Below are 21,412 nucleotides of genomic sequence, written 5' to 3' on the forward strand. Positions count from 1 at the left end.
ACTTCCATTGGGCAAGACCGATTAAAATCCTGGCTGGATTGATCAGCGGTCTTGCGCGTTGAGCCTTGTTTAGCGGGAACCCGGTTACACTTCGTTACTGCGGCTGACTTCCATCAGCAACTTCTCGGTCTTGGCGTCTTCCAGCCGGTTGATGAAGCGGCTTGCCTCTTCCGAGTCGCGCAGCGTCTTGGTGATGGTGATCGAGGTGTGCACGAGCATGATGGCGGCCATGGCGTAAAACCCCTTGGCGGCGAAGCTCGCCTCCATGAAGTAGATGCCGCCGGCCATCATCGTGGCGGCAACGGCGAAACTGGCCATGGTGAAGGTCTTCCAGGCGCTTGAGTCCTTGGGGGAATAGGTGTTCGGGGTCATCGATATGGTCCTTTCGTTTCAAGGTCAGGTTGGTTGGGCGTGGGTCTGTTTCAGGCTGGATACAATCAGGCTGGATACCATCAGGCCGGATACAATCAGACTGGATAACAATCAGGCCGGCTTGGTCATGGTCTTCGTGAGCCGTTCGAGCACGGCGTCGGCGCTGCTTCTCAGCGGCGCACCGCAGCCGGCGGCCGCAAGCTTCTCTGAGACGGCGGCAGGATCGCCCAACTGTTCCATCTCGGTCATGGCGGCCGCGGTGGCGTCGATCTGCTTTTGCCTGGTGCGCAGGCGCAGCAGCGTCTCCTCGGCGTCCCTGAGCGCCGACAGGCTGGAGCCGGGCGCGCTTTCTCGCAGGCGCTGGGTCGAGTCGACCGCGGCAACGATGCGCTGGCCGCGCTGCAATTCGCGCAGGCGCATTTCGGAGACGCGGATGATCCGCTTGAGACGCTCGATCTCGGTGTCGAAGCTTTTCTGCGCCTCGGCGGAGGCGTCGCGTTCGGCTTCCAGCATGGCGATGGTTTCGGCGGCTTCGCGGGCCAGTTCATTCTGTCCCTGCTCGATGGCGGCGATCGTGCGCTTCTCCAAATCGTCGATGCGGAGGACAAGCTTCTTGAACTGCGCGACTTCCTGTTCGTTCTGGGCGATGGCAATTGCAACCGCCCGGCGGGCGGCCGCGATAGCGTCGGCGCAATCGCGGATCTGCTGGCGCAGGATTATCAGCGCGTTGCGGTCGACGACCGCCTCGGCGGCTTCGTAGCTTCGGCCGCGAACGAGAGCAAAAAACTGTTTCAACATTTCCGTTTCTCCTCTATGAACGTTGTTCATGAGGCAAAGTAGCACATTGTGAACGGCGTTCAAGGAGAAAATGAACGGTGTTCATGATTGCGCATAAGAGAAGGTTAATGACCGCAAAACGGGACGCCAAACGCGAGGACCTCAAAGGCAGGCTGATCGAGGCCGCGCAAGCGCGCATCCAGTCCTCGGGGCTCGCCGGTCTGCGTGCGCGCGACATCACGGCCGATGCCGGCTGCGCGCTGGGCGCGCTCTACACCGCCTTCGCCGACCTGGACGAGCTCATCCTGCACGTCAATTCGATCACACTGGCCAGGCTGGGGGCGGCCCTGCAGCAAGAGGCGACCGGCGTCGCCGAGCCTAGGGCAAGGCTGAAGGCGCTGGCCAAGGCCTATCTCGGCTTCGCCCGCGACAACCGCATGGCGTGGAAGGCGCTGTTCGAGCACCGTATGGCGCCAGGCGTGGCGGTGCCCGAATGGCATCTGGCCGAACATGCGGTGCTGATCCAGCATTTGGTTGAGCCGCTGGCCCAGCTGCTCCCGGCGGCGGCAACGCCGGAGCTTTTGGCCCGCGCGCGCACGCTGTTCTCCGCCGTGCATGGGATCGTCGCCCTCTCGCTCGAAGGCCGTTTCATTGGCCTGGCGTCCACCGATCTCGAAAGTGAGCTGCTGGGTTTCGTCGGCACGCTGGTGAGCGGACTGGAGACGGAAAGGGAATGAACTGCTGCGATCGGCTCTTGCCTCACGGCACTCTGCCCTTATGAAGATCGTGGCGCGAATTGCCGGTTGATCCAGGCCGGCTGAGACTGTTGGGGGATACCCGGTGACAATCGATCAGAACCGTCGGTTTCGACCCGAAATACAAGGGTTGCGCGGACTGGCCGTCGCTCTGGTCGTCGTCTTTCACCTGTGGCCCCATGCTCTTCCCGGCGGATATATCGGCGTCGACGTCTTTTTCGTCATCTCTGGCTATCTGATCACCGGGCTGCTGGCGCAGATGGCGCTGCGCGACGGTCGCGTCTCGCTGATCGAATTCTATTCGCGACGAATCCGCCGGCTCCTGCCAGCAGCGATCCTGGTTCTATTGGTGACGCTGCTCGGTACGCTGCTGTTCATTTCCAAGGCGCGCTGGGAGGAAACGGCCAACCAGATCCTGGCCAGCGCGCTCTATGTCGAGAACTGGCGTCTGGCCCACGAGGCAGTCAGCTATCTCGACGCCGACAATCTGCCGACGCCGGTGCAGCATTACTGGTCGCTTTCCATAGAAGAGCAGTTCTACATCGTCTGGCCGGTGCTCATGATCGGCGTGATCTGGCTGGCGCGGCGATGGCATCTCTCCTTGCGACGATGCTTGGCGACGACATTGTCGCTCGTTTTCCTGGCATCGCTGGCCGCCTCGGTCATCCTGACGAAAACGGATTCGGCACAGGCCTATTTCGTCAGCCATACACGCCTGTGGGAATTGGCGTTGGGCGGCCTGCTGGTGCTTGGCGAGCACCGGTTCCGCCTGGGCGCGGGTGCAAGCCGGGTGATGGCGCTTGCCGGCACCGCCGGCATCCTTGCCTCCGCTCTTCTGTTTTCAGCGGCGACACCGTTCCCTGGCCTCAGTGCGTTGCTGCCAACCCTGGCCACCGTGCTCATCATCCTGGCTGGCGAAGGCCAAGCCGGTCGGTTTCGTGGGCTCGATTTGTGGCCGCTTCGGTTCATCGGCGATAGGTCCTATTCGATCTATCTCTGGCATTGGCCGTTGATCACATTCTTCCTGGGACAGGGCTTTTCGCTGACCTTTGCCAGTGGTGCCGGCCTGATTGCGGTGACTGTGGTCCTGTCGGACCTGTCTTATCGCTATGTCGAACAACCCTGCCGGCAATCCCGGGGTGCCTGGTGGAAGCCGCTGGGGTACGGCACCATCGCTGTCCTGGCATGCGTGGCGGCATCGGAGGGGCTGCTGCATTTCGTGACGACGCAACGCACCGACATTACGCTGATCGGCACGCCGGCCTATCCCGGGCCTGCCGCCTTGCTGACCGGCGCGACGATTCCGGACGATGTGGACCTCCTGCCGCCGCTGGCCCGGCTAAGGCGGGACGTGTCGGGTTTATTCTCGGCGGGATGTCAGCAAAACTTGAAAGGAGCGAAACCGGTGGGATGTGTGCTGGGCGACCCTGCCGGCACGAAAACCATCGTCCTCGTTGGCGATTCCCACGCTGCCCAATGGGGTCCAGCCTTGAACAAGATCGCCAGGGACCGCAAATTCAAACTGGTTTCTTTCTCGAAATCCGCCTGCGCATTCGCGCGTGCGCCTACCAAGTCGGACGGCAAACCGTATCCATCTTGCTACGAGTGGAGGGAGAAAGTGCTGGCTGAGGTTTTAAAGCTCAGGCCGCTCGCCGTCATCACCAGCCAGTCCAACGCCGGATCGGTTCCGGATGACCTGATGATCGAGGGGCTGCGCAATGTCTGGAGCGAACTGACCGAGGCAGGTTCGCAGATCATCGTCATCCGCAACACGCCCTTGATGCGATTCGAACCCGGCGATTGCCTGAGCGCCACGCCCGCAAAATGCTCCACCAAAAGAAGCGACGCCGAGCTCAACAACCTGTTGGCGCTTGCCGCGGAGGGTCAGAATAACGTGCGCGTCGTCGATATGACTGACGCTTTGTGCGGACCGGAACTATGCCCGGCGGTCGTCGGCAATATGATCGTCTGGCGCGACACCGGTCATTTGACGGCCACCTATTCGCTTGCGCTCGCGCCTTATCTCGCCCCCAGGCTCGGCCTGTGATGCGATTCCCAAAGCGAAAGGGCCTCGCGCTTTCCCAAGTTGCTCCAGCAGGCACAGAGTCCAGATATTTTTCGGGACGAGCAAAGAAATGGAAATTCCGCTGGTGGAGCTGAGGAGGATCGAACTCCTGACCTCGTCATTGCGAACGACGCGCTCTCCCAGCTGAGCTACAGCCCCGTCCAGCGGATGGCGCATTTATCGAAGGCTGCGGTTTCCTGTCAAGGCGGGGTTTTGCCGAAATCCCTTGTGCCCGATGCTTGTAGGCGACCGGCCCTTGCCGGTTTCGCGCTCAATGGCTACATGTCGGCAACAATCGGAGACCGGCATGCTCGCCCTCATTCAAACAATCGTCATGGCGCTGGACCTGTACTGGTGGGTCATCATCGCCTCGGCGATCTTTTCCTGGCTCTATGCGTTCAACGTCGTCAACTCGCGCAATCAGTTCGTCGGCAGCATCGGCAACATGCTCTACCGGCTGACCGAGCCGGCGCTGCGGCCGATCCGTCGGTTCATGCCCGACCTTGGCGGCGTCGACATCTCGCCGATCATCCTGCTTCTGCTCCTGTTCTTTCTCAGGCAGCTCATTCTCACCACGATAGCGCCGCTGGTCCTGTGAACCTGACGGCGGCATGAGCGCGCCATTCCGCTTGCGCGCCGACGGCATCGACCTGTTTATCCGGCTGACGCCGAAGTCTTCCGTGGACAGGCTCGGAGGCGTGGAGACGATGGCCGACGGGCGCAGCCATTTGAAGGCGCGCGTGCGCGCCGTGCCGGAGAATGGCGCGGCCAATGCGGCGCTGGAACCGCTGGTGGCCAAGGCGCTGGGCGTTCCGGCATCGGTCGTGTCGGTCGTTGCAGGCGGCACGGCGCGGCTGAAGACGGTGCGTGTCGGGGGTGATCCGGCGGTGCTGGCGCAGCGTATCGGGGCGCTCAGCGGCTGATCGAAGATCCAGCGTTGCGGCATGCAGCCCCTTGATCTGTCGGCGGAACAGCGCCCCCCTCTGTCCTGCCGGACATCTCCCCCACGAGGGGGGAGATTGGCAGCTTCCGCCCCACTCTCAGTCCCCCAGCGGCAGCTTCGGATCGTCGACCTTCAGCGTGTTCACGCTCTGCTTGATGCGGCGCAGGTTTTCGAGAACCCTGGGTCCGCGCGTCTCGGCCACGGAGGTGACGATCATGTCGACGATCGACAGCAGAGCATAGCGCGACGAGGTCGGCTTGTAGATGTTGCCGTCCTCCAGCGACTGGAACTGGATGACGGTATCGGCGGCCTTGGCGAGCGCTGATTCCGGCGGGGTTACGGCGATGGTGGTGGCGCCATATTGCTGGGCCACCTGAACGGCGTCGATCACCGATCGCGCATAGCCGGACACCGAGAACGCGATCAGCGTCGTCTCCGATGTGGCGACCGCGGCATACATGCGCTGCAATTGCCCGTCGATCTGCGCCAGCACCGGCACGCCGAGCCGAAACAGCCGGTTCTGCATCTCGGTCGCCATCATCGAGGAAATGCCGCCGGAGCCGATGCACAGCACATTGCCCGAACTGACGATGCGCGCGGCCACGCCCACCAGCGTCTTCATGTCGAGGTTTTCGCTGGCGCGCTGGATGGCGGCGATTGCCGCTTCGGTGATGGCCGACGCAATGCGCTGCTCGCGCGCGTCGCGGTTCAGCGGTTCGGGCGACAGATACTGGCCGCCAATGGCAATCGCCTGCGCCAGGTAGAATTTGAAATCGCGCAGACCCTCGCAGCCGAGATTGCGGCAGAAACGGGTGACCGTCGGCTCGCTGACGCCGACGCGCGCCGCAATTTCCGAGATTGCCGCCTTGGAGGCGAAGTCGAGATCGGTCAGCACGAGGCCGGCCAGGCGGCGGTCCGATTTGGTGCCGTCCTGCGACATCAGCTGCAGGCGCGTGATGATGTCGGCCGGCGTTTTCATTTCTGGGTTGTCGTCTTCATAGCGCTGCCTTCATAGCGGCAGGCCTGTTGCCGTGTCGAACAGATGAATGTTGCCCGGCGCGACGGAGACCGGCAGCATTTCGCCGGGCTTGACCTGAACCCGGTCGCGGAATACGGCGCGCACCGTGTCAGCGCCGATGGCGCCATAGACATGGGTTTCCGAGCCGGTCGGCTCGACGACATCGACCTTGATCGCCATCGCGTCGACAGCCTCACCGATGACGAAGTGTTCGGGCCGTATGCCGGCCTCGACCGTGCTGCCAGCCGGCACCGTCTTGCTGCCGAGCGCCAGTCGCCCTCCGCCGGCCGATTCGAACCAGCTTTTCTCGGGCGTCGTCTTCAGGGCGCCGGAGACAAAACTCATCGACGGCGAGCCGATGAAGGAGGCGACGAATTTGTTGGCGGGACGGTCGTAGAGTTCCAGCGGTGCGCCGACCTGCTGGATCTTGCCGCGGTCCATCACCACGATGCGGTCGGCCATGGTCATGGCCTCGATCTGGTCGTGGGTGACATAGACGATGGTCGATCTCAGCCGCTGGTGCAGCGCCTTGATCTCGGTGCGCATCTGCACGCGCAGTTGCGCGTCGAGATTGCTGAGCGGCTCGTCGAACAGGAACACCGAGGGTTCGCGCACGATGGCGCGGCCCATTGCGACGCGCTGGCGCTGGCCGCCCGACAGTTCCCGGGGATAGCGGTCGAGATAGGAGAACAGGTTGAGGACGCCAGAGGCCTTTTTCACCTTGGCGTCGATTGCCGTGCGGCTTTCGCCGCGGATCTTTGGGCCAAAGCCGATGTTGTCGGCCGCTTTCAGGTGCGGAAACAGCGCATAGGACTGGAAGACCATCGCGATGTTACGCTGCTGTGGCGGCAAATCGTTGGCGCGCACGCCGCCGATCAAGAGGTCGCCTGCGGTGATCGGCTCCAGCCCGGCCAGCATGCGCAGCAAGGTCGACTTGCCGCAGCCGGAAGGGCCGACCAGCACGACGAACTCGCCGCTCTTGATGTCGAGGCTGATGTTTTCGAGGATCTTGTGGCGTCCGAAGGATTTCGACAGGTCACGGAACTCGACATCGGTCATGGTCAGGCTCCCAATATGTCGTCGATGAAGGGCAGGAAGCCGGCGGTCAGTCCGGCGTCGACCGGCACCACCGCGCCGGTTATCCCCGATGCGCGATCCGAAACAAGGAAGGCCACCGCTTCGGCCACTTCCGTGGCGTCGACGATGCGGCCGAGCGGATAGAGCCGCTTGAGCTTGCCGAGAACATCCGGGTTCTTGGCCAGCCGATGGTCCCATGCGGCGGTGCGGATCGAGCCGGGGCAGACGACATTGGCGCGCAGCCCGTTGCGGCCGAGTTCCACAGCGACCGCTTTGGCATAGGCATTGATGCCGGCCTTGGCCGCGGCATAGGCCGGGTTGCCGAAGTGGGCGATGGCGTTGACGGAAGAGATGAAGACGACGCTGCCCGAACCGCGCGCGGCCATTGCCTTGATCAGCGGATCGGCGAACAGCATCACCCCGGTCAGATTGAGGTCGAGTTCATGCGTGATCTTGTCGGGGGTCAGCGCTGCAAGAGTCTCGGCGCGCGTCCAGCCGGCATTGTTGATCAGGATGTCGGGCACGCCGTCTTTCTCGAGGATCGCCGTGATCGCGGCATCGGTGGAGATCCGGTCGAGAAGGTCGAAGACGTGGCGCGACGCCAGATGCGGACTGCCGAGCTGGTCTTGCGACTGGTCGCAGCCGACGACGCGCGCGCCTCGTTCGGCCAGCAGCGCCACAATAGCCGAGCCGAGCCCGCCGCCGGCGCCGGTCACCAGCACGGTCTTGCCTGCGAATTCGGCCGTTGAAACCACGCTGCGCGCCTCCCTGGGATCTACGATAATCGGAAAACGCTATTTTAAGAAATGTAATTAAGCAACAGGATAATCCGCTTGCACAGCGTGAAATCATGGATAATGTAGGAAAGTCACATAAAGCCGTGGCCGCCTCAAAGCCGCAAGAGTGCAGACGCAATCAAATGGGAGAGATCGAATGAAGCTTGCAAAATGGACTGTCGGCGTGATGGCCGGAATGAGCCTGCTCGCCCTGGCCGCGCAGGCAGATGCCGGCGAGGTGCGCGTAACCGTCGCCGAATACAGCGCCAAGACCGGCCCGTATTTCGAAGCGGTGAAAAAGGAATTCGAGGCAGCCAACCCGGGTATCACCGTCAAGTTCGAAGTTGTGCCGTGGGACGTGCTGCTGCAGAAGCTGACCACCGACATCACGGCCGGTACCAATGCCGACCTGTCGATCATCGGCACCCGCTGGCTGATCGATTTCGTCCAGCAGGATGTCGCCGAGCCGCTCGACGCCTACATCAAGCCGGAGTTCAAGGACCGCTTCATCGACACCTTCCTGTCGCCGTCGATCATGGAGGGCAAGACCTATGGCCTGCCGATCGCGGCCTCGGCGCGCGCCATGTACTACAACAAGGAATTGTTCGAGAAGGCCGGAATCGCCAACCCGCCGGCAACCTGGACCGAGTTGCAGGAGGATGCGCGCAAGATCAAGGCACTGGGCACCGGCACGTTCGGCTTCGGCCTGCAGGGCAAGGAGATCGAGACCGACGTCTATTATTATTATGCGATGTGGTCGCAAGGCACCGAGATTCTCAACAAGGATGGCACGTCGGGCCTCGGCACGCCGGGCGCGCTCGAAGCCGCCAAGCTCTACAAGTCGATGATCGACGAAGGCCTGACGGAACCCGGCGTCACCTCCAACAACCGCGAGGACGTCCAGAACCTGTTCAAGCAGGGCAAGGTCGGCATGATGATCACCGCGCCCTTCCTGTCCAACCAGATCAAGGACGAGGCGCCGAACCTGAAATACGGCGTGGCCGCTATCCCCGCCGGACCGACCGGCGCGCGCGGCACGTACGGCGTCACCGATTCCATCATCATGTTCAAGAATTCCAAGAACAAGGATGAGGCCTGGAAGCTGCTCGACTTCCTGTTCACCACCGAACAGCGCGCCAAGTTCACGCAAGGGGAAGGCTTCCTGCCGGTGAACAAGGAAGAGGCCAAGATGGACTATTACGTCAACAATGCCGATCTGGCAGCGTTCACCGCGCTGCTGCCCGACGCCCGCTTTGCGCCGGTCATCCCCGGCTGGGAAGAAGTCGCCCAGATCACCTCGGATGCCATGCAGAAGATCTATCTCGGCGGCGACCCCGAGGCAGGCTTGAAGGAAGCGGCTGCCAAGGCCAACGCCGTGATCAAGAAATAGGGCGTATCTCCCTGCGCCCGGCGCGCCCCTGAGATCGGGGCGCGCCACACTTTCCTCTCCCTCCGGAGGGGGAGAGGTGGCTCGGCGAAGCCGAGACGGAGTGGGGGAACCACCTGGCAACCGCCGCGAACGGACATAGGAAGGGCAATAGGGGCAAACATCACCTCGCCTTGCGCCCCAAGGGTCGACCCCCCGAGCTTCGCTCGACACCTCTCCCCTGATCGACGGGGGAGAGGAAAGGCATTCTTCTGAAGCGCTGCTAAAGACCGATATGCAAGATTGATCCGAGCTGGCGTGCCAGCGCCACAGAACCACGGTACAAAACCGGCCGATGCAAAATCGCTTCTTGCCCTATCTGCTGACCTTGCCCAGCCTGTTGCTGGCGGCGGTCGTCATCTTCTGGCCGGTCTGGGACCTGATCCAGATCTCGACGCATGACGTCAGCCGCTTCGGCCAGCTACGCGACTTCAACGATTTCGCCAATTATTCAGCCTTCCTCGCCGATCCCGATTTCCTGGCGGCACTCTGGCGCACCGGCCTGTGGACGTTGCTGGTGGTCGGCGGCGCGCTGCTGTTGTCGGTGCCGGTGGCGATGATCCTCAACACCGATTTCTACGGCCGCGGCATTGCCCGCGTCATCATCATGCTGCCCTGGGCGGTGTCGCTGACGATGACGGCGGTGGTCTGGCGCTGGGCGCTCAACGGTGAAAGCGGCATGCTGAACTCGGCGCTGATCGGGCTCGGCCTGATCCATGAAAACATCCAGTGGCTGGCGCGCGCCGAGACGGCATTCCCGATGCAGGTGCTGATCGGCATATTGGTGACGGTACCGTTCACCACGACCATCTTCCTCGGCGGCCTGTCGTCGATCCCCGACGACCTCTACGAGGCGGCGGCCCTGGAGGGGGCGACGCCGCTGCAGCAGTTCCGCGAGATCACCTTTCCGCTGCTGAAGCCGTTCATCAACATCGCCATCGTGCTCAACACCATCTACGTCTTCAATTCCTTCCCGATCATCTGGGTGATGACGCAGGGCGGGCCGGCCAACTCGACCGACATATTGGTCACCCATCTCTACAAGCTGGCCTTCCGCATCGGCAAACTGGGTGAAGCATCGGCGGTGTCGCTGCTGATGTTCGCCATCCTTTTGATCTTCACCATGATCTATGTGCGGCTTGCCATGCGGGAGCAGCGCACATGACGCCCAAGCTGAAGCGTACGATCATCGCCTGGCTGCTGCTTTCGCCGCTGCTCGTGGTGACGATCTTCCCCTTCGCGGTAATGTTTTTGACCGCGGTCAAGCCGCGGCAGGAGGTGCTGTCGCCGACCTGGTGGCCAAGCGAATTCCACTGGTCGAATTTTGCCGACATGTGGGTGGCGACCGGCTTTGGCCAGGCGCTGGCCAATTCGCTCTATGTCTCTGTTATCGCCACCGTCGGCGCCATCCTGATCTCGGTGCCGGCCGCCTATGCCATGTCGCGGTTTCGCTTTGCCGGCTATGGCGCCTTCCGCCAGTTCCTGCTGATCTCGCAGATGATCTCGCCGATCGTGCTGGTGCTCGGCCTGTTCCGGCTGATGGCGGCCTGGGGTCTGATCGAATCCACGACCGCGCTCGGCGTCATCTACATGGCTTTCAACGTCGCCTTCACCGTGTGGATGCTGCAAAGCTATTTCGACACCATCCCGCGCGATCTCGAGGAAGCAGCGTGGATGGAAGGCGCCGGCCGATGGCTGACCTTGCGAAAAGTGTTTCTGCCGCTTTGCCTGCCGGCAATAGCGGTGACCGCCATCTTCACCTTCATCAACGCATGGAATGAGTTCGTCGTTGCGCTCACAATGCTGCGCAGCCAGGAAAGTTACACGCTGCCTATCCAGGTGTTCTCGCTGGTCGCCGGCCGCTACACGATCGAATGGCACCATGTAATGGCGGCGACGCTGCTGGCGACGCTGCCGGTGGCAATCCTGTTCATCTGGCTGCAGCGCTATCTCGTCCGCGGGCTGGCGCTCGGGGCGGTCAAATAACGGCGCCATTCACAACGGAGCTTTCATGCGCATCTTCACCGCCTCGCTGGCGACCGAAACCAACACCTTCTCGCCGGTGCCGACCGACCGGGCGTCGTTCGAGATGGCGTTCTATGCCGGGCCGGGCAAGCATCCAGACACGCCGACCTTGTGCTCCTCGCCGATGGTCGCGCTGCGCCGGCGTGCGGCTGCCGAAGGGCTGACCGTCATCGAAGGCACCGCCACCTGGGCGGAGCCGGGCGGGCTGGTGCAGCGGCAGACCTATGAGTCGTTGCGCGACGAGATTCTCGGCCAGTTGAAGGCAGCCTTGCCGGTCGACGCCGTCATCCTCGGCCTGCACGGCGCCATGGTGGCGCAAGGCTATGACGATTGCGAAGGCGATCTGCTGGAACGGGTTCGCGCAATCGTCGGGCCCGACGTGGTGATCGCGGTCGAGCTCGACCCGCACAGTCATCTGACCCCAAAGCGCGTCGCGGCATGCAATGTCATGGCCTATTTCCTCGAATTCCCGCACACCGACTTCTATGAGCGCGGCGAACATGTCGTCGAGCTTGGATTGGCGGCGGCGCGCGACGAGATCAAGCCGGTGATCTCGACGTTCGACTGCCGCATGATCCAGGTGCTGCCGACCAGCCGCGAGCCGATGCGCTCCTTCGTCGACCGCATCAAGGCGCTGCACGGCAAGGACGGCGTGCTGTCGGTCTCGGTCATCCATGGCTTCATGGCCGCGGACGTGCCGGAAATGGGCACGCGCATCCTGGTCGTCACTGACAATGACAAGGCCAAGGGCGATGCGCTGGCGGAGAGGCTAGGGCACGAGCTTTACGCCATCCGCGAAAGGACGGCGATGACGATGCTGAACACCGAGGACGGCATCGCGCGGGCACTGGCCGTGCGCAAGGAAAATCCCGGCAAGCCGGTTGTGATTGCCGACATCTGGGACAATCCCGGCGGTGGCGTCGCCGGCGACGGTACGGTCGTGCTGCGCGCCATGCTGGAACAGGGCGTGGACAATTTTGGCGTGGCGACGATCTGGGACCCGATCGCTGTCACCTTTTGCCAGGCGGCAGGCGAAGGCGCCGTCATCGACCTGCGCTTCGGCGGCAAGGCCGGGCCGCTGGCCGGCGAACCGATCGATGCGCGCGTCAAGGTGTTGAAAGCCGTCCCCGAGGGCTGGCAGAGCTTCGGGCCGAGCCGGGTGACGCTCGGACCGACGGCGCTGGTGCGGCTCGAAGGCACCGAAATCGACATCATCCTCAACACCAACCGCACGCAGACCTTCGAGCCGGATGTCTTCTCCAACATCGGTGTCGATCCGTTGTCGAAGGACATATTGCTGATCAAGTCAACCAACCATTTCTACGCCGGCTTTGAACCGATCGCGGCGGAGATCATCTATGTCTCGGCGCCGAGCTCGTATCCGAGCAATCCGGCGGTGACGGATTACAGGAAGCTGACGCGGCCGGTGTGGCCACGGGTGGCGGATCCTTGGCGCTGGTGATCTCCCCCTCGAGGGGGGAGATAAGGCGGCGCTATAGCAATCCCCGCTTCACCATCATCGCTTCCGGCGAAGGCATCTTGCCGCGGAACGCCGTGTACAGCTCCTCCGGATCCTTCGACCCGCCAGCGGCATAGATATTCTTCCGAAGCCGTTCCGCCAGCGCCGGGTTGAAGGGATCGCCGGTCTCCTCGAAGGCGGCGAAGGCGTCGGCGTCGAGCACTTCCGACCACATGTAGGAATAGTAGCCGGCTGAATAACCGTCGCCGGAGAAGATATGGCCGAAATGCGGGGTGCGATGACGCATGGCGATGGTGTCGGGCATATCAAGCTTTTCCAGCGTTTCGGCTTCGAAACGCAGCGGTTCCGCCGGCGCATCCGGCCGCGCGTGATACGCCATGTCGATCAGCGCCGACGCTGTGAACTCGACCGTGGCGAAACCGGCGCCGAACGTGCGGGCGGCCAGCATCTTGTCGAGCAGCGACTTCGGCATCGGCTTGCCGGTCTTAACATGCAGCGCATGCTTTTCCAGCACTGCGGGCACCGTCAGCCAGTGCTCGTAGAGCTGCGAAGGCAGTTCGACGAAATCGCGGGAAACCGAGGTGCCCGCCACCGACGGCCAGGTGACGTCGGTCAGCATGCCGTGCAAAGCATGGCCGAACTCGTGGAACAGGGTCTTGGCCTCATCGACCGACAACAGCGCTGCTTCCCCGGCCGGCGGCTTGGCGAAGTTCATGATATTGTAGATCACCGGCTTGGAGCCATCGCCAAGCTTGTAGCCCGACTTCAGCGCGCTCATCCACGCGCCGGAGCGCTTCGAGGACCGGGCGAAATAGTCGGCGAGGAACAGGCCGCGCTCGCTGCCATCGGCGTTCTTCACCACGAAGACGCGCGCGTCGGGATGCCAGGCGGCGATGCCCTTCTTCTCCTCGAAAGTGATGCCGAACAGTTTTGTGGCGACGTCGAAGCAGGCGTCGATGATGCGGTCGAGTTGCAGATAGGGTTTCAGTTCCGCCTCGTCGAAGGCGAATTTTTCGGCGCGCAATTTCTCCTGGTAGAAGCGCCAGTCCCAGGCGGCGAATTTTTCGTTGCTGCCTGCCTTGGTCGCCAGCCGCTCCAGCTCCTTCTGGTCGGCGGCGGCCTTCTCCAGCGCTTTCTCCCAGACCGGGTCGAGGAGGTCGTGCACCGCCTTCGGCGTCTTGGCCATGGTGTCGTCGAGTTTCAGCGCGGCGAACGAGGCATAGCCTAGCAGCCTGGCCTTTTCGGCGCGCAGTTTCAGCATGTCGCGCACCACTGCGGTGTTGTCGCTGGCGCCGCCATTCTGGCCGCGCATGGTGAAAGCGCGGAATGCGCTCTCGCGCAGGTCGCGGCGTTCGGAGAAGGTCGTGAACGGCTCATAGATAGAGCGCGACAAGGTGACTGCGTAGCGGCCTTTCTGGCCGCGCGTCTCGGCGGCTTCGGCCATCGAACTCTTCACGAAGTCCGGCAGGCCCGCAAGATCAGCCTCGTCGAGGAAAAGCGCCCAGTCGCGCTCGTCGGCCAGCACGTTCTGGCCGAAGGTCGTGCCGAGCGAGGACAGCTCCTCGCTGATGTTGGCCAGCCGCTTCTTGCCGTCGGCGTCGAGTTTTGCGCCCGATCGCACAAAGCCTTTCCAGGTCTTCTCCAGCACCCGCAGCGTCTCGGCGTCGAGTTTGAGCGTCTCACGGCGCTGGTAGAGATCGTCGACGCGGGCAAACAATTTCTCGTTCATCGAGATCGCCGAGAAATGCCTCGACATTTTTGGCGAGATATCGCGCTCCAGCGCCTGGATCGCATCGTTGGTGTGGGCGCCGGCCCGGCACCAGAAGATCGACGAGACATGGTCGAGCGGCTCACCGGCGAGCTCGAGGGCTGCCAGCGTATTCTCGATGGTCGGCGCATCCTTGTTGCCGGCGATCGCATCGATTTCGGCCTCATGTGCCTTCAGCGCCGCGTCGAACACCGAGGAGAAATCGTCGTCGCCGATGCTGGCAAAATCCGGCAGGCCGAGCGGCCCTTGCCATTTGGTCAGCGGATGGGCGGCGAGATCGACGGTTTTCGTGGACGGCATGGGGGATCTTTCGATGATTGGCGGAGCTTGCTGACCGATGTAGGGCGATGACTGGCGCGGCGCAACAGCGCGGCCGTTCAAGCCCGCGTCAGAAGCCGTCGCAATTTTCCGCGATCGCCGCTTGCGAACTGGCGGTGATGCGGTTGCCGGTGACGGCGAACGTCTCCTGCATCAGCATGTCATTGTTGGGGAAATCATAGCAGGCGATGACAGTTGTGACGCCGGCCTCGCTCTTTTCGACGCGATGCCGGATTGCGGCTCCGGCGACCGCGCCCTTCCATTCGTCGATCGACGCGATGAACTCCTGCTTCGACTGTACGACGCCGAGATCGTCGAGCTTGATGCGGACATCGTCGGCGAGCAGGTCCGACAATTCGGTGCGATCGGCGACCAGCAGCGCCGAATACCAGCGGTCGATAATGGCGCCGTCATCGGAGCGGGCAGGGACGAGCGAAATCAGCAGCGCCGCTACGGCGAAAGCGATCGCAGGCCAAACCCGCATTCTTGCCTCCTCTTATTTGACCATGCCCTTATCCGAAAACCGGTTCCCACTTTTCGGGATCATGGGTCTACGTCAAATCCGGCCGCTCGAAGTCGCCGGTGTCCTTGTTCATCACCCAGAGCTCGCCGGTCGAGATGTCGAACCAGGCGCCATGCAGCGACAGCCGCCCCTTGCCTTCGAGGATGGAGACGCAAGGGAAGGTCCTGAGATTGGCGATCGAATAGCGGATGGAAATCCGCTCCAGCGCCGTCTGCCGTTCGGTTGTCGTCATGAACGTGCTGGACGAAACGGTTTCGGCCGCCGGCGCGATCAGGCTCATCCATTTGCCGATGAAGTCGCCGGGCGACAGCGGCGCCGAATTGGTGTCGAGCGCGGCGCGGATGCCGCCGCAGCGGCCATGGCCCATCACCACGATGTTTTTCACCTTCAGGCTCTGCACGGCGAATTCGAGCGCGGCCGAGGTCGAGTGGAACTCGCCGTCCGGCGCATAGGGCGGCACCAGATTGCCGACATTGCGCAGGACGAACAGTTCGCCCGGACCGGCGTCGAAGATCGCCTCGGGGGCAGAGCGGGAATCGCAGCAGGCAACGATCATGGTTTCGGGCGCCTGCCCCTCGCGGGCAAGCTCGCGATAGCGTCCGCTCTCGGTGAGATAGCGGCCATTCATGAAGTTGCGGTAGCCGGTCCAAAGATGTTCGGGGAGATGGGGCATGGGCTAGGGATGAAGCCTTTCGGGGTTAGCGACGGCAGCTCATTTCAAGTTAGAAAGGCTCTAACGGCAAATGCCCGTCGCGGGCAATGCCGAATTGCGGATGGCTTCGTCGCAAATCGCCATGCCGCACGCATGGCGCCGCTTGCCTCACGCCCAGATCGCCAGGGGAATGCCGAAACGGTCGGCAAGCGGCGGGTCGGGAAACGGCGTTGCCTCCCCGCCGGCAATGCGTCCGGCAATCAGCATCATCGCTGCGGCGTCGAGGAAATCGTCGGCGGCAGCACCGCGTTGCGGCGGCTGGTCAAGGAAAGCTCTGGTATAGCCGTGCCGGCAGAGCAGTGCCTTGCGTTCTTCCATCCCGGCCGGATTGACGGCGCCCTTGATCTTCTTCGGCAGTGTCATCGGTTTTTCGCCGTTCAGCCGGCAGAAGGCCACTTCGGGATGCGATTCGAAGACGCGGCGGCGCAGTTGCGGACGTGCGATCAGCAGCGCGTCGATCTCGCGTATCTTGGCAAAGATGCCGAAGGCCTGGATCGAGACGCCGCGTGGCGGATCGGAGGTCGCCTTGGCCACCTCGCTGGCGCGCCGATGTGCCTCATACCAGGCCTCGACCGTGGTGAAGCCGCTGGTGTCGGCGTAGAGGGCCGGGCGGGACGGGATAGAGAAGACGCTGGATTGCCGTGCTCCGAGCATTGGCCGTACCAAGGTCTCCGGCCCGCGCCCGCCTCTTTGCGAGACGTCCGGCAGGCCGATCGGCATGTCGACGACCACTGTCGCATCGGCGGGCAAGGCGTCGAGCAGGGTCGCAAAGCTGGGAAAGACGCGGACTGACGGCGCGGCATCCAGATCGCGGCGGACGGCGATCCAGCCGGCCTTGCAGCCGTCGACGCCGACGACCACGGTCGAGGTCACGCCCGGCGGTCCCGCCCCGGATGCGTGAGGTGGCGCAGTTGCACCATCGCCATCGGATGCGACAGGCTCTGGGCATCGGTTTCAAGCTGCAACTCGTCGCCGCCACGCTTGGCGGTTCGCGCCAGGATTTCGTAGACGGCGGCGGTGGTCGATTGCAGCGCCTTGATCGGCGGCTGCCCCGACAGGATGCGGGCGAGGTAGACGGCCGCAGTCAGGTCACCGAGGCCATTCGGCGGCTTGTCGATGAGGCGGTGTTCGGCCAGCAGCGCCTGGGTGCCGTCAAGCAGCAGATTGCCGGTGCCGCCGGTCATCATCGACTGTGCCGACGTCACCAGCATTGTTGACGGTCCGGCATGGAGGGCGGCCGAGATCACCGATTTCAGATCGGGCAAAGGCGCGCCGGCCATCCACTCCAGCTCATAGCGGTTGGGGGTGGCGATGTCGGCGATCGGCATCAGCCGGTCGCGCATCGCGGCGGCCGTCGGCTCGGGCACATAGAGCCCGCCGGAATCGCCCATCACCGGATCGCATATATAAATCGCGTCCGGCGTCTTGGCCTTGACCGCCGCAACCAGCGAGGCGACGGCCTCGGCCTGGCCGGCCTCGCCAAGATAGCCCGACAGCACCGCGCCGACCTCACCCAGCCAGGGCGCGCGCTCGAGATCGGCCATCAGCGCCTTGAACTGGTCGAGCGGCGGCACGATGCGCGTGGCGCGGCCATGGCCCGGATGCCAGGGCAAGATGACCGTCGGTACCGCCCACACGGGAAAGCCCAGCGTCTCCAGCGCAAACACGGCGGCGCGGTTGCCGACCGAGCCGCGGGCGACATGGCTGGAAATGACGATGACCGCGCGCGGCGCGTCGGCTTTTTCGCGGTTCATGGAAAATCCTAGATACGGATAATTTTTCGTTGAATCGTCATCCTGATCTATCTCTTTGGTTGGAGGATGATCTCCGGACAAAACGGTTCCCGTTTGTCCGAGAAAACCGGTTCCCACTTTTCAGGATCATGCTCTAGCTGCCCCGGGAGACGTAGTACGCGAGCCAGATCAAAAGGCCGAGGGCGACGATGAGCCCAAGTGCGCGACCGATGCGGGTGCCCCAGACCTCGATCGGATCGGATCGGTCGGCCTCCGCTGCGGTAACATGATCGCGCGCGCCTTTCGCTGCCCGTGACACCAGCGATGCGCCGCCAAGGCCGCCCTCGTTCGCCACGCGCTCGATAATGCGGCGCGATTCGCTGTCATCGTCGTGGCGTTCCGCCATGATCCTGTCCTGTTTGCCGGCAACCATACCGTGTTCGCGCGATCAATCACAGGGCCTCGCCGGCGCATGAATGCGCGCCAGGAATGCGCGCCAGCGGCAGACATTTTCTTGAGCGCGGATTGTGCTAATGCTTCGCATGCAACTTCTGTCGAGGGACCTCACCATGTTTGCCCAGCGCCTTGCCTTCCCTTTCCGCAGTCTGCCGGCCGTGCTGATGATGGCCGTCGTGCTGCCTCTGCTCGCCGGCTGCGGCTTCAACACCATCCCGACGGCGGAGGAAAACGCCAAGGCGGCATGGAGCGAGGTGCTGAACCAGTATCAGCGTCGGTCCGACCTCATTCCCAATTTGGTCGAGACGGTGAAGGGCTATGCCTCGCATGAAAAGGACACGCTCGATGCGGTGGTCGAAGCGCGCGCCAAGGCGACGCAGATCACGGTGACGCCGGAAACGCTGAAGGACCCCGAAGCGCTCAAGAAGTTCCAGGATGCGCAATCAGGGCTGACCAGCGCGCTGTCGCGGCTGATCGCGGTGTCGGAGGCCTATCCCGACCTCAAGGCCAACCAGAATTTCCTGGCGCTGCAGGCGCAACTCGAAGGCACCGAGAACCGTATCGCCGTGGCGCGGCGCGACTACATCCTGGCGGTCAAGGATTACAATCTGACGCTGAGGACCTTTCCGTCGGTGCTATGGGCAACCTTCTGGTTCCGCAGCAACGAGCCCTTCGCCAACTTCACCGTCGAAGAAGACAAGATGCAGCCGCCGAAGGTCGATTTCGGCACGAAGCAGGGCGGGTGATGACGTCTGGGTGAGCTTGGCCTTTGCCAGCCTTGCGTTCCTTCACACCCCCCTCTGTCCTGCCGGACATCTCCCCCTCAAGGGGGGAGATCAGCTGTCTTCTGTCCTTGCGCCAAATATCAGCGTTGCCGGCTGAGCGTCGGCAGCGAGATTGCCAATCTCCCCCCTCGAGGGGGAGATGTCCGGCAGGACAGAGGGGGACGCGAAGGAACGCCAACCTTGGTGTTCTTCTCGCCTTTCTGGCCGTCTTCCTGCCCCTCACCGCCTTCGCCGCCGACCTCCCCGCGCTGACCGGCCGCGTCGTCGATAACGCCGGCATTATCGACGCGGGAACCAAAGCCGCGCTCACCCAGAAACTCGCCGACTTCGAGACAAAAGGCTCCGACCAGATCGTCGTCGCCACCATCCCCAGCCTCGACGGCGAGGAGATCGAGCCTTACGCCAACCGGCTGTTTCGCTTCTGGAAGCTCGGCCAGGCCAAGGAAAATAACGGCGTGCTGCTGCTGGTGGCGCCGAACGACCGCAAGATGCGCATCGAGGTCGGCTATGGGCTGGAAGGCACGCTGACCGATTTGCACACCAAGCTGATCATCGAAAACGACATGGTGCCGGCGTTCCGCGCCGGCGATTTCTCCGGGGGCATTTCCAAGGCCGTCGACGACATGGTGATGGTGCTGGAAGGCAATCCGGAGGAATTGGAGGCGCGCGGCGAGCGCAACCAGAAGCCGCCCATCAATACCGACAATCTGTTCTTCGGCGTCTTCATCAGCATCTGGGCAATCATCTTCTTCGGCAGCATGGCCGCCTCCATCCTGCCGCCGATCTTCGGCCAAAAACTCGGTCCCGGCCGCTATCGCTGGCTCGGCATGACATTCGAGCCGGGCCGGCGGTCGTCCAGCGGCGGCTGGTCTTCGGGCGGGGGCGGCTGGTCGTCGGGTTCAAGCGGTGGTGGCGGCTTTTCCGGCGGCGGCGGTTCGTCCGGCGGCGGCGGCTCCTCGGGAAGCTGGTGACGAGATGACAACACGCATCGCCAATCCCTGGCATGGCCGCTTCGCCACGATGACCGGCGCTGCCTTGCTGGTCTTGCTCGTCAGCTTCGCGGCGCTGGCGGCGGAACTGCCCGCCCTCACCGGTCGTGTCGTCGACAATGCAGGCATCATCGATGCCGCGACCGAGGCGGCGCTCACCCAAAGACTGGCCGATTTCGAGACCAAAGGCTCCGACCAGATCGTCGTCGCGACGGTTCCCAGCCTCGACGGCGAGGAGATCGAGCCTTACGCCACCCGGCTGTTCAACGCTTGGAAGCTCGGCCAGAAGGCCAAGAACAATGGCGTGCTTCTGCTGGTGGCCGTGAACGACCGCAAGATGCGCATCGAGGTCGGCTACGGGCTGGAAGCCACGCTCACCAACCAGCACGCCACACGGATCATTGAAGGCATGGTGCCGGCCTTCCGCGCCGGGGATTTCTCCGGCGGTATTTCCAAAGCGGTCGACGACATGATCATGGTGATTGAGGACAGTCATGGTGGTTGAGGGGAACTGGTGACGGCATGACAGTACGCGTCTTCAATCCGCCAAGACCTGGCCGCGCAGCCGCGACGATCGGCATCGCGCTGTTGACGATGCTCACCATGCTGTTTGTAGCTTTGGCGGCAGACCTGCCGGCACTCACCGGGCGGGTGGTCGACAATGCCGGTATTATCGACGCCGCGACCAAGGCGGCACTGACGCAGAAGCTCGCGGATTTCGAGACCAAAGGCTCCGACCAGATCGTCGTCGCCACGATCAACAGCCTCGACGGCGAGGAGATCGAACCCTACGCCAACCGGCTGTTCCGCTTTTGGAAACTCGGGCAGGCCGGCGAAAACAACGGCGTGCTTCTGCTGGTGGCCAAGAACGACCACAAGATGCGCATCGAGGTCGGCTACGGGCTGGAAGGCACGCTGACCGACCTGCACACCAAACTGATCATCGAAAACGACATGGTGCCGGCGTTCCGCGCCGGTGATTTCTCCGGCGGCATTTCCAAGGCCGTCGACGACATGGTCATGGTGCTGGAAGGCAACCCGGAAGAGCTGGAGGCGCGCGGCAAGCGCAACCCGGCCGACCGCAGCACGCCCATCGATCCCGTCGTCGCGGTCTTCCTGATCCTGTGGGCGGCGATGTTCTTCGGCGGCCTGGCGATGGCCTTCCTGCCGCCGATCTTCGGCACCAAGCTGTCGCCGGGCGTGTATAAATGGCTGGGCATGACCTTTCGCTACGGCCAGGGGCCGAGCGGATCGTCCTCGGGCTCCAGCAGCTGGACAACAAGTTCGTCGTCGGGCAGCGGATGGTCATCGGGAAGTTCGGGCAGCAGCTGGTCTTCGGGCTCAAGCAGCGGCGGCGGGTTTTCAGGCGGCGGCGGTTCGTCTGGCGGTGGCGGGTCTTCAGGGAGCTGGTGAG

Annotated in this window: 22 protein-coding genes, 1 tRNA gene and 1 pseudogene; 12 read left to right on the forward strand and 12 right to left on the reverse strand. The window is 63.2% G+C overall.

Annotated features, from left to right (window positions below; translation table 11 throughout):
- Positions 1-84: 84 nt before the first annotated feature.
- Positions 85-372 carry a YiaA/YiaB family inner membrane protein gene (locus X771_RS146750; RefSeq protein ID WP_023668598.1) on the reverse strand — a complete coding sequence of 96 codons (288 nt, stop codon included), beginning with the start codon at positions 370-372 and terminating at the stop codon, positions 85-87.
- 111 nt (positions 373-483) lie between these two features.
- Positions 484-1,170 carry a PspA/IM30 family protein gene (locus X771_RS146745; RefSeq protein WP_023688830.1) on the reverse strand — a complete coding sequence of 229 codons (687 nt, stop codon included), beginning with the start codon at positions 1,168-1,170 and terminating at the stop codon, positions 484-486.
- Positions 1,171-1,277: 107 nt separating this feature from the next.
- Between X771_RS146745 and X771_RS146740 the strand changes: the two genes are divergently transcribed.
- Both X771_RS146740 and X771_RS146735 read left to right on the forward strand, forming a co-directional pair.
- A complete protein-coding gene (locus X771_RS146740) occupies positions 1,278-1,886 on the forward strand; it encodes a WHG domain-containing protein (RefSeq protein ID WP_023688831.1) in 609 nt (202 codons plus the stop codon).
- 103 nt (positions 1,887-1,989) lie between these two features.
- Positions 1,990-3,951, forward strand: a complete 1,962-nt coding sequence (locus X771_RS146735) for an acyltransferase family protein (protein WP_084566783.1) — start codon at positions 1,990-1,992, stop codon at positions 3,949-3,951.
- Positions 3,952-4,052: 101 nt separating this feature from the next.
- On the opposite strand, the gene X771_RS146730 is transcribed toward X771_RS146735, so the two are convergent.
- Positions 4,053-4,128: transfer RNA gene (locus X771_RS146730), tRNA-Ala, on the reverse strand.
- A gap of 148 nt (positions 4,129-4,276) precedes the next feature.
- On the opposite strand from X771_RS146730, the gene X771_RS146725 reads away from it, so the two are divergent.
- Together X771_RS146725 and X771_RS146720 are read left to right on the forward strand one after the other, a co-directional pair.
- Positions 4,277-4,567 (forward strand): YggT family protein, encoded by a 291-nt coding sequence (locus X771_RS146725; RefSeq protein WP_023668602.1) that lies wholly within the window; start codon positions 4,277-4,279, stop codon positions 4,565-4,567.
- Positions 4,568-4,580: 13 nt separating this feature from the next.
- A complete protein-coding gene (locus X771_RS146720; RefSeq protein WP_023688833.1) occupies positions 4,581-4,892 on the forward strand; it encodes a DUF167 family protein in 312 nt (103 codons plus the stop codon).
- A 117-nt stretch (positions 4,893-5,009) separates the two neighbouring features.
- Here the strand turns inward: X771_RS146720 and X771_RS146715 are convergent, their stop codons facing one another.
- From X771_RS146715 to X771_RS146705, 3 genes are read right to left on the reverse strand one after another with little or no spacing between them, the layout of a single operon-like run.
- Positions 5,010-5,891: a MurR/RpiR family transcriptional regulator gene (locus X771_RS146715; protein WP_023681445.1), complete on the reverse strand. Its 882-nt coding sequence runs from the start codon at positions 5,889-5,891 to the stop codon at positions 5,010-5,012.
- A 30-nt stretch (positions 5,892-5,921) separates the two neighbouring features.
- Positions 5,922-6,989, reverse strand: a complete 1,068-nt coding sequence (gene ugpC / locus X771_RS146710) for a sn-glycerol-3-phosphate ABC transporter ATP-binding protein UgpC (RefSeq protein WP_023688834.1) — start codon at positions 6,987-6,989, stop codon at positions 5,922-5,924.
- Between the two features lie 2 nt (positions 6,990-6,991).
- The gene (locus tag X771_RS146705; RefSeq protein WP_023688835.1) at positions 6,992-7,762 is read right to left on the reverse strand and encodes an SDR family oxidoreductase; all 771 of its coding nucleotides are present in this window, start codon (positions 7,760-7,762) and stop codon (positions 6,992-6,994) included.
- Between the two features lie 178 nt (positions 7,763-7,940).
- Here X771_RS146705 and X771_RS146700 point away from each other — a divergent pair, with 178 nt between their 5' ends.
- The 4 genes from X771_RS146700 (at position 7,941) to X771_RS146685 (ending at position 12,696) form a co-directional block, all read left to right on the forward strand.
- Entirely contained in the window at positions 7,941-9,173 is a 1,233-nt protein-coding gene (locus X771_RS146700) for a sugar ABC transporter substrate-binding protein (protein WP_023688836.1), read from the forward strand.
- A gap of 331 nt (positions 9,174-9,504) precedes the next feature.
- A complete protein-coding gene (locus X771_RS146695; protein ID WP_023681441.1) occupies positions 9,505-10,374 on the forward strand; it encodes a sugar ABC transporter permease in 870 nt (289 codons plus the stop codon).
- Positions 10,371-11,195 (forward strand): carbohydrate ABC transporter permease, encoded by an 825-nt coding sequence (locus X771_RS146690; RefSeq protein ID WP_023668609.1) that lies wholly within the window; start codon positions 10,371-10,373, stop codon positions 11,193-11,195. Before X771_RS146695 ends, X771_RS146690 begins: the two co-directional genes overlap by 4 nt.
- Positions 11,196-11,220: 25 nt before the next feature.
- The gene (locus X771_RS146685; RefSeq protein WP_023688837.1) at positions 11,221-12,696 is read left to right on the forward strand and encodes a M81 family metallopeptidase; all 1,476 of its coding nucleotides are present in this window, start codon (positions 11,221-11,223) and stop codon (positions 12,694-12,696) included.
- A gap of 31 nt (positions 12,697-12,727) precedes the next feature.
- On the opposite strand, the gene X771_RS146680 is transcribed toward X771_RS146685, so the two are convergent.
- The 6 genes from X771_RS146680 to X771_RS146655 all read right to left on the reverse strand — a co-directional run bounded on the left by X771_RS146680 (position 12,728) and on the right by X771_RS146655 (position 18,174).
- Positions 12,728-14,782, reverse strand: coding sequence for a M3 family metallopeptidase (locus X771_RS146680; protein ID WP_023688838.1), 2,055 nt, complete (start codon positions 14,780-14,782; stop codon positions 12,728-12,730).
- An 88-nt stretch (positions 14,783-14,870) separates the two neighbouring features.
- The gene (locus tag X771_RS146675) at positions 14,871-15,284 is read right to left on the reverse strand and encodes a hypothetical protein (protein WP_023688839.1); all 414 of its coding nucleotides are present in this window, start codon (positions 15,282-15,284) and stop codon (positions 14,871-14,873) included.
- Positions 15,285-15,351: 67 nt separating this feature from the next.
- The gene (locus X771_RS146670; protein ID WP_023668613.1) at positions 15,352-15,996 is read right to left on the reverse strand and encodes a carbonic anhydrase; all 645 of its coding nucleotides are present in this window, start codon (positions 15,994-15,996) and stop codon (positions 15,352-15,354) included.
- Between the two features lie 147 nt (positions 15,997-16,143).
- A complete protein-coding gene (locus X771_RS146665) occupies positions 16,144-16,908 on the reverse strand; it encodes a DUF429 domain-containing protein (protein WP_023688840.1) in 765 nt (254 codons plus the stop codon).
- The gene (gene pdxY, locus X771_RS146660; RefSeq protein ID WP_023688841.1) at positions 16,905-17,789 is read right to left on the reverse strand and encodes a pyridoxal kinase PdxY; all 885 of its coding nucleotides are present in this window, start codon (positions 17,787-17,789) and stop codon (positions 16,905-16,907) included. The genes X771_RS146665 and pdxY overlap by 4 nt, the downstream gene beginning before the upstream one ends.
- Positions 17,790-17,922: 133 nt before the next feature.
- Entirely contained in the window at positions 17,923-18,174 is a 252-nt protein-coding gene (locus X771_RS146655; protein ID WP_023688842.1) for a hypothetical protein, read from the reverse strand.
- A 163-nt stretch (positions 18,175-18,337) separates the two neighbouring features.
- Here X771_RS146655 and X771_RS146650 point away from each other — a divergent pair, with 163 nt between their 5' ends.
- The 4 genes and pseudogenes from X771_RS146650 to X771_RS146635 all read left to right on the forward strand — a co-directional run bounded on the left by X771_RS146650 (position 18,338) and on the right by X771_RS146635 (position 21,411).
- A complete protein-coding gene (locus X771_RS146650) occupies positions 18,338-18,970 on the forward strand; it encodes a LemA family protein (RefSeq protein WP_023681434.1) in 633 nt (210 codons plus the stop codon).
- A gap of 239 nt (positions 18,971-19,209) precedes the next feature.
- On the forward strand, positions 19,210-19,980 hold the full coding sequence (locus tag X771_RS146645; protein WP_196813610.1) for a YgcG family protein: 771 nt from the start codon (positions 19,210-19,212) through the stop codon (positions 19,978-19,980).
- Between the two features lie 49 nt (positions 19,981-20,029).
- A pseudogene (locus X771_RS146640) lies at positions 20,030-20,485 on the forward strand (TPM domain-containing protein); the annotation flags it as partial.
- Positions 20,486-20,520: 35 nt separating this feature from the next.
- Positions 20,521-21,411 (forward strand): YgcG family protein, encoded by an 891-nt coding sequence (locus X771_RS146635; RefSeq protein WP_023681431.1) that lies wholly within the window; start codon positions 20,521-20,523, stop codon positions 21,409-21,411.
- The last annotated feature ends 1 nt before the right edge of the window (position 21,412 follow it).

The organism is Mesorhizobium sp. LSJC269B00, from assembly GCF_000502815.1.
Classification (GTDB): domain Bacteria; phylum Pseudomonadota; class Alphaproteobacteria; order Rhizobiales; family Rhizobiaceae; genus Mesorhizobium.

Bases quoted from the DNA above. Each gene is read 5' to 3' on its own strand.
- pdxY (WP_023688841.1), bottom strand. From the start codon at position 17,789: ATGAACCGCGAAAAAGCCGACGCGCCGCGCGCGGTCATCGTCATTTCC.
- X771_RS146740 (WP_023688831.1), top strand. From the start codon at position 1,278: ATGACCGCAAAACGGGACGCCAAACGCGAGGACCTCAAAGGCAGGCTG.
- X771_RS146695 (WP_023681441.1), top strand. From the start codon at position 9,505: ATGCAAAATCGCTTCTTGCCCTATCTGCTGACCTTGCCCAGCCTGTTG.
- ugpC (WP_023688834.1), bottom strand. From the start codon at position 6,989: ATGACCGATGTCGAGTTCCGTGACCTGTCGAAATCCTTCGGACGCCAC.
- X771_RS146680 (WP_023688838.1), bottom strand. From the start codon at position 14,782: ATGCCGTCCACGAAAACCGTCGATCTCGCCGCCCATCCGCTGACCAAA.
- X771_RS146650 (WP_023681434.1), top strand. From the start codon at position 18,338: ATGTTTGCCCAGCGCCTTGCCTTCCCTTTCCGCAGTCTGCCGGCCGTG.
- X771_RS146750 (WP_023668598.1), bottom strand. From the start codon at position 372: ATGACCCCGAACACCTATTCCCCCAAGGACTCAAGCGCCTGGAAGACC.
- X771_RS146700 (WP_023688836.1), top strand. From the start codon at position 7,941: ATGAAGCTTGCAAAATGGACTGTCGGCGTGATGGCCGGAATGAGCCTG.
- X771_RS146670 (WP_023668613.1), bottom strand. From the start codon at position 15,996: ATGCCCCATCTCCCCGAACATCTTTGGACCGGCTACCGCAACTTCATG.
- X771_RS146635 (WP_023681431.1), top strand. From the start codon at position 20,521: ATGACAGTACGCGTCTTCAATCCGCCAAGACCTGGCCGCGCAGCCGCG.
- X771_RS146675 (WP_023688839.1), bottom strand. From the start codon at position 15,284: ATGCGGGTTTGGCCTGCGATCGCTTTCGCCGTAGCGGCGCTGCTGATT.
- X771_RS146745 (WP_023688830.1), bottom strand. From the start codon at position 1,170: ATGTTGAAACAGTTTTTTGCTCTCGTTCGCGGCCGAAGCTACGAAGCC.
- X771_RS146715 (WP_023681445.1), bottom strand. From the start codon at position 5,891: ATGAAAACGCCGGCCGACATCATCACGCGCCTGCAGCTGATGTCGCAG.
- X771_RS146685 (WP_023688837.1), top strand. From the start codon at position 11,221: ATGCGCATCTTCACCGCCTCGCTGGCGACCGAAACCAACACCTTCTCG.
- X771_RS146725 (WP_023668602.1), top strand. From the start codon at position 4,277: ATGCTCGCCCTCATTCAAACAATCGTCATGGCGCTGGACCTGTACTGG.
- X771_RS146720 (WP_023688833.1), top strand. From the start codon at position 4,581: ATGAGCGCGCCATTCCGCTTGCGCGCCGACGGCATCGACCTGTTTATC.
- X771_RS146655 (WP_023688842.1), bottom strand. From the start codon at position 18,174: ATGGCGGAACGCCACGACGATGACAGCGAATCGCGCCGCATTATCGAG.
- X771_RS146690 (WP_023668609.1), top strand. From the start codon at position 10,371: ATGACGCCCAAGCTGAAGCGTACGATCATCGCCTGGCTGCTGCTTTCG.